This window comes from Faecalibacterium sp. PGM34, from assembly GCF_054456555.1.
Genome location: NZ_CM136898.1, coordinates 3,073,895 through 3,084,321, shown reverse-complemented (window position 1 = coordinate 3,084,321; position 10,427 = coordinate 3,073,895). Strand labels below are relative to the sequence as shown.

The window sequence follows — 10,427 nt, the reverse complement described above, 5'->3', positions numbered from 1 at the left end:
CAAATTTAATGAGTAATACACGCGCGCGCAAGCCCGGCGGTGGGCGAAAACTATCGAAACCAGAGTATAGCGCAGCCAAGAACCTGGCACAGCAGATGAAAGCAGCTGCTGGCCTTTATACGGACAAAATGAGCCTGCAAGCCATCGCAGACGCTTTGTCCCTCAACCCTATCAAGGTTCGGAAGCTGCTCATCACAGCCGGGGTCTACGAGTCGGACACGGCAAAGCTCGTCCAGCAGACCTTTAATGCCTTCAGAGAAACACAAAGCTATTCTGCTGCTGTTACCTCCACTATGTCGGCTTTGCAGCTGTCCCGCCCCTCTGTGACCTCTTATCTGCCGTATGAGAAATGCGTGTACTTCCCGGAGGACGCTGAAGCGGCGAATATCAGTGCCGGGGCAGAGCGGCAGCGACACTACCGAGCTGTGGTTGCGCTGAAGAAGAACCCTTGCGAAGAGAACCTCTGGAAGTGCGTGGTGGCTTTTCGGGAATACAAGTTCAAGACGATATCCGGCTTGCCCTTTACATATACGCTGAAAAAGGGCAGGGGAGATGAGTTCACCAAGGAGCTGTGGATCGACCGCAGAGAGGGCAGCAAGAGCCTTGCTTGGAGTTCCGTGACGCTGGCGTATCACAATATCGGTAAAATCGGAGAGGTAGTGGACAGACCCAAGGCTCTGGGAGATATCCGGGGTGTGTCATACATCTATGGGCTGTTCTACCGCTTTGGCCTGATCGACGTGCCGGACAAGGCTAAGGAGAAGATGGGAGGAAAAGAACACTAACGGTTGTGACTGCGTTGTGGCGTGCAGCTTGAGTAAAATCAACTGGATTTCGAAAATATTTCTGTAAATTTGTAGTTGACAACTAAAACCGATCGCAGTATAATCAAGCTGTAAACACCAATTTGGTGTAAAAAATCCAAATTAAACCACCGAAAAAACAACCTAAAAAATGAGAAGGAGGCCCCTCGATGCGTGATGACAACAAGCTCCACCGTGAAAAGAGATACGTTGAAGTGGACGTTCGCTTTACACCTGATGGCAAGATCCGCCCTCTTGCCATCAATTACGACAAAAGCCATATCTATGGAATCGACCGTGTTTTGGCTGTCAGGCGTGGCACATCGCGCCTTGGCGGGAAGGGGCAGTGCTTCACCTGCATGATCTGCGGGCAGAAGCGGAATCTCTGGCTTGAACAGGGCAAGTGGTTCGTGGAAGCCTACTGCTCCGTGCCGGAAAGCCGTGCTTCGTGATGGCAAGGTACTTATCCCGCGCAGACCTTTCGCGCATAGCGGGTAAGTATATCGACCAGTATTATACCCGCTTCGGGATCAGCAAAGATGCCCCGGAACCCATTGACCCTGAACGGCTTGCAAGCGCTGTTCTTGGGCTGAATGTGAAAATGCTGCCGCTGTGCAGCGATGGCAGCATCCTCGGGTTGACCGTTTTCCAGAAATGCAGGTTTACTGTGATTTTGGAGGATGGGACAAAGCTTGTAGAGGTGTTCATGCCGCGGGATATCGTAATCGATTCCGCCCTTGCGGCAGACAGCTGCACCGGATGCCGGAATTTCACGATAGCGCATGAAGCGGCACACCAGATCTTAGCCGACCTGTTTCCGAACGATTACGGAAAAGCAGTCAAGTGCCGTGGGCACATTGCCTATCGGGAACGAAACGGACAACCTTCATGGGAAGAATGGCAGGCGAATACCCTTGCGGCAGAGCTGCTGATGCCAACATTTCTGGTCAACGCCGAAATAGAACGAGCCGCGCTGTGTCTGCCGAATGGAATCCTATACAAATCCGCATCTGACCCGAACTATGAAAAAATTCTGGAGATGGCTGCGCGGATGGGAGTATCGTGGTCTGCTATCAGGATCAGACTACAGCAGATGCAGGTCATAATAGGCAACCCCATCCACTGCCATCCATTGGACATCATCCGTTTTGGAGAATAAATATGATTCAGTCAAATAATCGCGCTTTTAAAAATAAACCATTAAACAATATACAGCAGGCGCAATTCAGCATCGGCTGGAGGTTTTGTCCTGTTTGCGGTAATAAGCTATACAAAAAAATTGATGGGTGTTCCGGTACACTGCAAGTAAAATGCAGTAAATGCAAGGAGACCCTGAGGCTTGATCTGGCGTTCAGACGCCGGTGATTTTCCAGTCATTTTAACAAATACGGGTGCATTGCACCCTGAATATGGACTGTTCGCTCCGAGCAACGGGCCATTGCCGCAAGGCAATGAATGAAACGCGCTCCAAATAGCCGGGCAACAGCTGATTGAGGAATTTTCTTTGAAGATCCCTCAGTTGGCTGTTGTCCGGCTATTTTTTTAGCCTTCAGGAAGCCTGCTCCCGTAAAAAGGAGCAGGCTTTATGTTTGTCTGTTTTTCGTGGATGCCCCAAGCGGCGAAATATCCGTAGCCTTCCAAATTTTCGACTTTTTACGCTTTATCGAAAATTTGGAGGTTTACGATGTCTTTTAATAAGGGCTTAGAGTTGAAGAAGTTTGAAGCACACTGGGAAAAGCTGCGCGTCGAGTACGCAGCTGCGGGAATGGCGGAAGATGCCATCCAGAAGATGTACGACTATGACCGTCAGCAGTTCAATTCAGAGCGTACCTTCGTCGAGCGGACGCAGGAATTCACTGCTCCTGCGTATGAAAGTTCCGAGGAAGAAGCATCTCCCTTGATGTTGCGCTATCAGGAGGCCATTACCACAAAGGATACCTACCACGAAACCAAGAGCAAATTTGCATGGATCGGCGAGATTGAGGACGAACGGCTGTTGTCTGCTCTTGAAAATTTGTCGGACTCAGACCTTGAACTGATTACTCTGTATGCCTATGAAGGATATGACACTGTTGAAATTTCTAAAGCATTTGGTACGACAAAGCAAAATATTAGTAAGAAAATTCAAAGAATTACTAATTTTATCAAAAACTTTCAAATTGGGGTTGTCTGAAGGGCGTTTTCGTCGGCTACCAAGTGAAGGGACAATTTCCCAAGCGGCACTCACCGCAGGGCAAAACGTCCGACCTCAGGAACCTTGAAAACTGAATAGTTCCGTCATCTGGTACTCCGATAATGATACTTCCGTAATTCGCGGCCCGGTCACAAAGCAGACGGGGTGGCTGAAATGCCAATGAAGCGGTACAAGTCCGCTGCCAGATGTTCATGCCCCACTCGCAGGGGGCCGAGGGCGAATATGCGAGACCTTTAATCATATTGATCCGGGAACTGCCGGGTACGTTTTTGCGCATCTGGCAGTTCCCGTTTTTTACGTATCCCAATTTATTCTTTATCCGAATATCCACTTTGATACATATAGGAGGACACTTTTATGGACGAGTTGAACCCCACGGTGCGCGAGCAGGAGATCTACGAGGAGATGGAGCTGACCCCTGAGATGGTTAAGTCCATCCGCACCCTCTGCAGCACCTGTCTGCGGCACTTTGTGGATGCAAAGGCTTTCAAGATCGCGCTTGTACCCAGCGCAGACCGGAGCATGGACACCTGCACCGTCTGCCAGATGCGGCGCGGCTACGATTATGTGGTCATGCACCGCTGACCCGACCATACCACCATACCTTGAACAAAGCCCGCTGCGGAACATCCGGCAGCGGGCTTTGCACATAACAACATGGAGGTACAATTTTGCAGCAAAACTGGAAATTCCAACGCGGAGACATCTTCTTCACCCACTTCGGGGCGAGCACCGGCTCGGAACAGTGCGGTGACCGTCCGGCGGTCATTCTCCAGAATGACGTGGGCAATTATCACTCACCGACCCTGATCGTTGCGACCATGACAAGCAAGGCGGAAAAGAAAGTAAACCAGCCGACCCACTGCCTGTTGGAAAACGCAGGGTTGAATATGCCGTCCGTTGTGCAGGCAGAGCAGATCTTCACCATCGACAAGAGCCGGGCGCTGAAGTATCTGGGGCATCTGACCCCGGAGGAGATGCGCCGGGTGGACGATGCAGTACGCATCAGCCTTGCGCTGAACCCGATGGGCAGCATCCAGCAGATAGAGCCTATCCGGCGCTCTACGGCGGTCTACGCGCCGCCTGAGGTGGTGGATGGCAAACCGCCTGTCTACCCCTATACGCCCATCAAATCGTCTTTTGAGAACGCCGGTAGCATCGAGGAAATGATGCTGTACACCGAGTTGCAATCCGCGGTTCATGCCATGATCCAGCGGTTGGAATACAGCTTCACCTTTAATCCCAGCCTGCTCACCATCCCGAAGCGTAAGCAGCAGGTGGCTGAGATCTTAGAGGAAGCCGAGAAGTACATTTGGAGAATCAAGGAGGAAATGCGATGCGCCTGAACGACAACAATTCTTTCATCGGTATCAACCCGCCGTACCAGCTTATGGTCATCCACAGCAGCAAGCTGATCTATCCTCGCGAGATCTACCAGCGGGGCGTGGAGCGCAAACGGGTGGAGCTGATCGCCAGGGACTTCAACGAGTACATTGTTAACGAGCCGAAGGTCAGCTTCCGCAACGGCAGGTACTATGTGATGGACGGGCAGCACACCATCGAGGGCTGCATCCTCCTCAACGGCGGCGAGGACCGCCCGATCCTCTGCAAGGTCTACACCGGACTGACGATGGAGCAGGAAGCCCTGCTCTTTGCGGAGCAGAACGGTCACGCCGCACCCCTGTCGGCGGGCATCAGGCTGCGCGCCAAGGTGGTGGGCGGCGATGCTCCCTCCAAGGCGTTTGTCGCAGCCACCAACCGGGTGGGGCTTTCCCTCAACTACGACAGTATGCAGCTGAGCGACTACCGTATCAGCTGCGTGGGCACGGCGCTGAAGCTGTACGACCAGCTGGGCGAAGAGATCTACTGCGAAGCCCTGCGGCACATCGTGGAAGCGTGGGAGGGCAGACCGGATTCCTTCCGGGCGGCTGTCCTGCGGGGCGTGATGTACTTTGTGCAGCTGTATCATGGACAGTACAGTGCGGAGCGGCTTGTCCGTGCGCTGAGCGGCGTCCATCCCATGGAGCTCTACCGTATCAGCCGGAATAATCCCGCCAAGCTTCCGGGCTGGCGGCGGTACGTTTATCCCATCTACACCACCTACAACGGCAAATGCAGGAAAGATGCACTGCCGATGAAGTTCTAAACTCAAATATCTCCTTTGGCAAGGGCGATGGTACCCGGAAAAGACCATTGCTCTTTACATATAGTATTTTCTTTCGAATAATTGACATATTGAACTGGAAAGGGGAGGACAGGAATGAGCGAGATCGCAGCCTGCACTTTGATTCAGGAAGCGCCCGACCGCAAGACAGAGCGGTACATGATGATGTTCAAGGATTACCCGGATGTGGTGACGGTGGAGCATCTTCAGAAAATGCTGGGGGTAGGGCGGAAGATCGCCTACCTGCTGGTCAAGGAAAACAAGATCCGGTCTGTCCGTGTGGGGCGCAGTTACAAGATCCCGAAGCTCTGCGTTGTGGAGTACCTGCTGGACAAGACTTGACCTTCAGGAGGGATGCAGCCCCAAAAATCCCTTGCGCCATCCTTGCAAAGCAGCCCTGTTTATTTTAAACTAAGGTTGCCTGAGCAAAGAGCGTTTGGCTACAAAGAAAGGAGCGTTTCTATGATAAATGTAGCTGGACATTTAAGAGAACAGAATGGTACATATCAGATGGTCCTGAGCTGGAAGGATGTAAACGGAAAGCGCAGAACCAAATCCATCAGCACAGGACTTCCCGTAAAGGGAAACAAAAAGCGGGCTGAATCCCTTCTGCGTCAGACACAAAAGGAGTTCAACCCGGAAACGATGCAGCAGGTCGGTGACCTGTCTGTGCCGGAATACCTGACCCGCTGGCTGCGGGAAAGCGTGATGAACCTTTCCCCGGATACTTACGGTCGATACGCCTACGATATGGGCAGGGTCATCATCCCGTACTTTGAACGAAAGCGGCTGTCTTTAAAAGCGCTCACTCCGCGCGATCTGGAAACGTTTTTCCGCTATGAGCGTCAGCAGGAGGAAGCGACCGTACAGCAGCTTCTGGATTGGCACAGGGAACTGACCGATGCCCTTCAGTATGCCGTTGACAGTAACTGGCTGAAAGCAAACCCCGTCAAGACGGTTGACCCCTGCCTTGATAACTCCCCGGTACTTTTCAACGATTTTCTCATGGACTGGTTGAAAATGATGAAGTCCCGCGTGGCAATTACGACCTATGCAAACTACGAGATCGTCATCACGCGCCGGATCGTCCCTTATTTTGAGCCGCTCCACTACACCCTGCAAGACCTTGAGCAGCACCCCAAGTACATTCAGGATTTCTATCAGCATGAGCTGGATCGCGGCGTTACGGCAAATACGGTCATCCACTATCACGCCAACATCCGCAAGTGTTTACAGTACGCTTTTCAGATCGGCATGATCCGTTCCAACCCCGCAGACCGCGTTGAACGTCCTCGTAAGGAAAAGTTCAAGTCGGAGGTCTACAAGGCAGAGGAACTGGAACAGCTCTTCACAGCGATCCAGGGCGACCCGGCAGAGTTCGGCGTTATCATGGCTGCATTCTACGGGCTGCGCCGCAGCGAGATCGTTGGCCTGAAATGGGATGCCATTGATTTTGAGAACAAGACCATCAGCATCCAGCACACAGTCGTTTCCACAAAGGTTGACGGCGTTGTGACCGATATCGCGCGGGATAGAACCAAAACGAAATCCAGCTGCCGCACCCTTCCGCTGATCCCTGCCTGTGAGCAGATGCTCAAAAAGATGCAGAAAGAGCAGGCGCTGAACCGGAAGGTCTGCGGCAAGGATTACTGCACGGATTATCTCGACTATATCTATGTGAACCCGATGGGCAGGCGCATCCGCCCCAACTTTCTGAGCCAGCATTTCCCGGAGTTCCTCACGGCGCACGACATGAAGCGCATCCGCTTCCACGACCTGCGCCATAGCTGCGCCAGCCTGCTTTACGCCAACGGCGTGAGCCTGAAGGAGATCCAGGAGTGGCTGGGGCACAGCGATATCAGCACCACCAGCAATATCTATACCCATCTGGATTTTTCCAGCAAGGTATCCTCTGCCAATGCCATCGTCAGCATTTTCCCGGAGAACACAAAGGTATGATTTGCAACAAAAATAAAGCAGCCCGGAACCTGAAAAAAGTCCGGACTGCTTGCTTGGTGCCGATGGTGGGACTCGAACCCACATGGTTTCCCGAGCGATTTTGAGTTTTTATCCGCATCTTCCATCTGGTGTCATCCAGTGATATCTAGTGATATCTGGTTCCCACTGTGCAAAGGCAAAATTCACGCCTCAACGAATAATAATTTGAAATATCCACGATTTTTCGATGCGTTTTTCCTCTACTCTGTTTTTTCGGTTTGGACCGCCCAAATGGAAATTGGAGGGATGTTCAGGAGGGATGCAGGGCAAAACGCTCCTCTGCTTAGGCACAAAACGAAAGGAAAGTCAAGGATAATGAATCAAAATCAAGCAAAAGAGTATTATGAAAAATTATTTGTGAACTATCCTGATGTGCTGTCTGTCGAAGAAGCAACAACTTTACTCGGTTTCAAAAGCCAGACTGCCATCATCAGAAGAATCCATCAACATAGAATTCGCTGCCTGAAAGTCGGACGATCTTTCATGATTCCGAAAGAATATCTCATCGACTATCTTTTGGATAGCTAAATTATACAGCCATTATATTACATAGCGCACCACTTTTCAATAAGAAAAGAGTGCGCTTTTTATTTTCAAACGAAAGGCGGTCGATTTTTTGAACACAAGCTGGAGCAAAACGTTGAAAAAGCCACATGACCCTTGACTACTTCTACGGACAAGCCGGAGAGCTGTTCTCCTTCTACCGCATTCCAAAGGCTCTGTTTCAGGAGCCACGGTTCCAGAGCCTGTCAACCGATGCCAAGACCCTGTACGGTATCCTGCTGGACCGCATGAGCCTGTCCGTGAAAAACGGCTGGCTGGATGAGCAGAACCGAGTGTTCATTATCTTCACGATAGAGGATGTCAAGAGGGCGTTGTGTTGCGCAGACAACAAAGCGACCAAGCTGCTCCGGGAACTCGAAAAGTTTGGTCTGATTGAACGAAAACGCAGAGGTCTGGGAAAGCCAAGTTTGGTGTATGTGAAGAACTTTTCAGCAGAATCGTCAAAATCAATATTCCAGAATCGTGATTTTCACGATTCTGGAGGCTTCAAAAACGCAAGTCAAGACCCTTCAAAATCACGATGTAATAAGACTAAAGAGAATGATACTGAAATGAGTGAGACTGATTCATTCTATTCTGAAGAAGCGGATGGGATGAGCAAACGCACCCAACTGGAAGAATATTTTTCTCAGTCTTTGGAGATAGACCTTCTGCTCCGGCTCTGCCCGGACGATGAGGACACCATCTACCAAATCGTAGATTTGCTGGTGGACACCTGCGCCACCAACCGCAAGCTGCTGCATATTGCCGGGGACGATAAGCCCGCCGAGGTGGTACGCAGCCGCTTTATGAAGCTGAACGCCGACCATATCCGCTTTGTGCTGAAGTGCCTTGCAGAGAACAGCAATCCGATCCGTAACATGAAACAATACCTGCTGGCTTCTCTGTACAACGCACCCACCACCATGCAGCTTTCCTACCAGAACCAAACCAACCACGACTTAGCGAATCGGAGGTGATGAGAATTTCAAAGAAAGCAGCCACGATTGCCATCGTCAACCAGAAAGGCGGTACCGGCAAAACCACCACCTGTGAAAATCTGGGCATCGGGCTGGCGATGGAGGGCAAAAAAGTCCTGTTGGTGGACGCTGACCCACAGGGCAGCTTGACCATCAGCATGGGCTGGCAGCAGCCCGATGAACTGCCCACGACCCTTTCCACCTTGATGGCAAAAGCCATGAACGATCAGAGTATTCCGCCCGGTGAAGGCATCCTGCACCATGCAGAGGGCGTTGATCTGATTCCGGCAAACATCGAACTAGCAGGGCTGGAAGTTTCCCTTGTCAATTGCCTGAACCGGGAAAAGATGCTCAAACAGGTGTTGGAAGGTGCAAAGCATGAATACGATTTCATTCTGTTGGACTGCACCCCTTCCCTTGGGATGCTGACCGTGAATGCACTGGCAGCGGCAGACACCACCCTGATTCCCGTACAGGCGCAGTACCTGTCTGCAAAGGGCCTGGAACAGCTTTTGCAGACCGTGCAGAAGGTCCGACGGCAGATCAACCCCAAACTGAAAATCGAGGGCATCCTGCTCACCATGACCGACAGCCGCACCAACTATGGGCAGCAGATCGACAATCTGATTCGGGGTGCTTACGGCAGCAAGATCAAAGTGTTCGACCAGACCATTCCTAGATCTGTCCGGGCTGCAGAGATCAGTGCCGTAGGCAAGAGCATCTACCAGCATGACCCCAAAGGCAAGGTGGCAGAAGCCTATAAATCTCTGACTAGGGAGGTGATGGCGAATGCCGAAAAACAGCTTAAACGTGTCGCTGAAAGGGGCAGATGACATCTTCTCCACCGAAGAATCCCGACAGGAACAGCAGCGGGAACAGGTTCAGCAAATCCCCATCGGGGAGCTGTTCCCTTTTAAGAACCACCCCTTTAAGGTTTTGGATGATGAGTCCATGCAGCGCACGGTGGAGAGCGTGGAACAGTACGGCGTGTTGTCTCCGCTGATTGCCCGTCCCCGCCCGGAGGGTGGCTATGAGATCATCTCCGGGCACCGCCGTCAGCACGCCGCCCAGCTTGCCGGGCTGGATGCGCTGCCGGTCATTGTCCGCAACATGGACGATGATGCCGCTGTTTTGCTCATGGTGGACTCGAATCTCCAACGTGAAAACATCTTGCCCAGTGAAAGGGCTTTCGCCTACAAAATGAAGCTGGAAGCCCTAAAAAATCAAGGTGCTAGGTCAGATTTAACTTCGGCCAAATTGGGCCGAAGTTGACAGCAGCCGAAAAAGTGGCAGAGGAAGCCAATGATACCAAGTCGCAGGTCAAGCGATTTATCCGCCTGACCTGCCTTATCCCGGAACTGCTGGACATGGTAGACGAAAAGAAAATTGCATTCAATCCCGCTGTGGAGTTGTCCTATCTGGACGAAGCCCAACAGCGGGATTTTTTAGAGGCAATGAACGACACCCAGAATGCACCGTCCCTTTCCCAAGCGCAGCGGCTTAAAAAGTTGGTGCAGGAAGGGCACTTCTCGTATGACGTTGCCTTTGCGGTCATGGGAGAAGAGAAAAAGGACGAGCTGGACAAGGTGGTCATCAAAAACGATACCCTGCGGAAATACTTTCCCCGCAGCTACACCCCGAAACAGATGGAGGACACCATCATCAAGCTGCTGGAACAGTGGCAGCGCAAACAGCAGCGGCAGAATGAACGCTGACTTATACCGCAACGAAAGACCCGATGGGGT

The 10,427-nt window shown here is 51.7% G+C and carries 12 protein-coding genes and 1 pseudogene; all 13 read left to right on the top strand.

Annotation, left to right across the window (positions count from 1 at the left end; all coding sequences use genetic code 11):
* Positions 1-95 precede the first annotated feature (95 nt).
* The 13 genes and pseudogenes from ACXPUX_RS15035 to ACXPUX_RS14975 all read left to right on the top strand — a co-directional run bounded on the left by ACXPUX_RS15035 (position 96) and on the right by ACXPUX_RS14975 (position 10,397).
* Positions 96-785 (top strand): hypothetical protein, encoded by a 690-nt coding sequence (locus ACXPUX_RS15035; RefSeq protein WP_458829060.1) that lies wholly within the window; start codon positions 96-98, stop codon positions 783-785.
* A 188-nt stretch (positions 786-973) separates the two neighbouring features.
* The gene (locus tag ACXPUX_RS15030) at positions 974-1,255 is read left to right on the top strand and encodes a hypothetical protein (RefSeq protein WP_005922176.1); all 282 of its coding nucleotides are present in this window, start codon (positions 974-976) and stop codon (positions 1,253-1,255) included.
* Entirely contained in the window at positions 1,255-1,962 is a 708-nt protein-coding gene (locus ACXPUX_RS15025; RefSeq protein ID WP_458829058.1) for an ImmA/IrrE family metallo-endopeptidase, read from the top strand. The genes ACXPUX_RS15030 and ACXPUX_RS15025 overlap by 1 nt, the downstream gene beginning before the upstream one ends.
* A 525-nt stretch (positions 1,963-2,487) precedes the next feature.
* On the top strand, positions 2,488-2,976 hold the full coding sequence (locus ACXPUX_RS15020) for a sigma-70 RNA polymerase sigma factor region 4 domain-containing protein (protein ID WP_458829056.1): 489 nt from the start codon (positions 2,488-2,490) through the stop codon (positions 2,974-2,976).
* A gap of 378 nt (positions 2,977-3,354) precedes the next feature.
* Positions 3,355-3,582, top strand: a complete 228-nt coding sequence (locus tag ACXPUX_RS15015; RefSeq protein ID WP_117554199.1) for a hypothetical protein — start codon at positions 3,355-3,357, stop codon at positions 3,580-3,582.
* Positions 3,583-3,668: 86 nt separating this feature from the next.
* Positions 3,669-4,343, top strand: a complete 675-nt coding sequence (locus tag ACXPUX_RS15010; RefSeq protein WP_236130952.1) for a type II toxin-antitoxin system PemK/MazF family toxin — start codon at positions 3,669-3,671, stop codon at positions 4,341-4,343.
* Positions 4,334-5,143 carry a DUF6551 family protein gene (locus tag ACXPUX_RS15005; protein ID WP_458829053.1) on the top strand — a complete coding sequence of 270 codons (810 nt, stop codon included), beginning with the start codon at positions 4,334-4,336 and terminating at the stop codon, positions 5,141-5,143. Before ACXPUX_RS15010 ends, ACXPUX_RS15005 begins: the two co-directional genes overlap by 10 nt.
* A 114-nt stretch (positions 5,144-5,257) precedes the next feature.
* Positions 5,258-5,503, top strand: a complete 246-nt coding sequence (locus ACXPUX_RS15000; protein WP_256266291.1) for a helix-turn-helix domain-containing protein — start codon at positions 5,258-5,260, stop codon at positions 5,501-5,503.
* Positions 5,504-5,623: 120 nt separating this feature from the next.
* Positions 5,624-7,120: a tyrosine-type recombinase/integrase gene (locus tag ACXPUX_RS14995; RefSeq protein WP_458829051.1), complete on the top strand. Its 1,497-nt coding sequence runs from the start codon at positions 5,624-5,626 to the stop codon at positions 7,118-7,120.
* A 138-nt stretch (positions 7,121-7,258) separates the two neighbouring features.
* Complete coding sequence (locus ACXPUX_RS14990; RefSeq protein WP_207697597.1) at positions 7,259-7,687, top strand: helix-turn-helix domain-containing protein; 429 nt, start codon at positions 7,259-7,261, stop codon at positions 7,685-7,687.
* Positions 7,688-7,812: 125 nt separating this feature from the next.
* The gene (locus ACXPUX_RS14985) at positions 7,813-8,682 is read left to right on the top strand and encodes a DUF6017 domain-containing protein (RefSeq protein WP_458829048.1); all 870 of its coding nucleotides are present in this window, start codon (positions 7,813-7,815) and stop codon (positions 8,680-8,682) included.
* Positions 8,682-9,515 carry a ParA family protein gene (locus tag ACXPUX_RS14980; RefSeq protein ID WP_207697595.1) on the top strand — a complete coding sequence of 278 codons (834 nt, stop codon included), beginning with the start codon at positions 8,682-8,684 and terminating at the stop codon, positions 9,513-9,515. Before ACXPUX_RS14985 ends, ACXPUX_RS14980 begins: the two co-directional genes overlap by 1 nt.
* Positions 9,472-10,397: pseudogene (locus ACXPUX_RS14975) on the top strand (ParB/RepB/Spo0J family partition protein). The gene ACXPUX_RS14980 and the pseudogene ACXPUX_RS14975 overlap by 44 nt, the downstream one beginning before the upstream one ends.
* The last annotated feature ends 30 nt before the right edge of the window (positions 10,398-10,427 follow it).

Bases quoted from the DNA above. Each gene is read 5' to 3' on its own strand.
- ACXPUX_RS14985 (WP_458829048.1), top strand. From the start codon at position 7,813: ATGACCCTTGACTACTTCTACGGACAAGCCGGAGAGCTGTTCTCCTTC.
- ACXPUX_RS14980 (WP_207697595.1), top strand. From the start codon at position 8,682: ATGAGAATTTCAAAGAAAGCAGCCACGATTGCCATCGTCAACCAGAAA.
- ACXPUX_RS15030 (WP_005922176.1), top strand. From the start codon at position 974: ATGCGTGATGACAACAAGCTCCACCGTGAAAAGAGATACGTTGAAGTG.
- ACXPUX_RS15005 (WP_458829053.1), top strand. From the start codon at position 4,334: ATGCGCCTGAACGACAACAATTCTTTCATCGGTATCAACCCGCCGTAC.
- ACXPUX_RS14995 (WP_458829051.1), top strand. From the start codon at position 5,624: ATGATAAATGTAGCTGGACATTTAAGAGAACAGAATGGTACATATCAG.
- ACXPUX_RS15000 (WP_256266291.1), top strand. From the start codon at position 5,258: ATGAGCGAGATCGCAGCCTGCACTTTGATTCAGGAAGCGCCCGACCGC.
- ACXPUX_RS15025 (WP_458829058.1), top strand. From the start codon at position 1,255: ATGGCAAGGTACTTATCCCGCGCAGACCTTTCGCGCATAGCGGGTAAG.
- ACXPUX_RS15035 (WP_458829060.1), top strand. From the start codon at position 96: ATGAAAGCAGCTGCTGGCCTTTATACGGACAAAATGAGCCTGCAAGCC.
- ACXPUX_RS15020 (WP_458829056.1), top strand. From the start codon at position 2,488: ATGTCTTTTAATAAGGGCTTAGAGTTGAAGAAGTTTGAAGCACACTGG.
- ACXPUX_RS15015 (WP_117554199.1), top strand. From the start codon at position 3,355: ATGGACGAGTTGAACCCCACGGTGCGCGAGCAGGAGATCTACGAGGAG.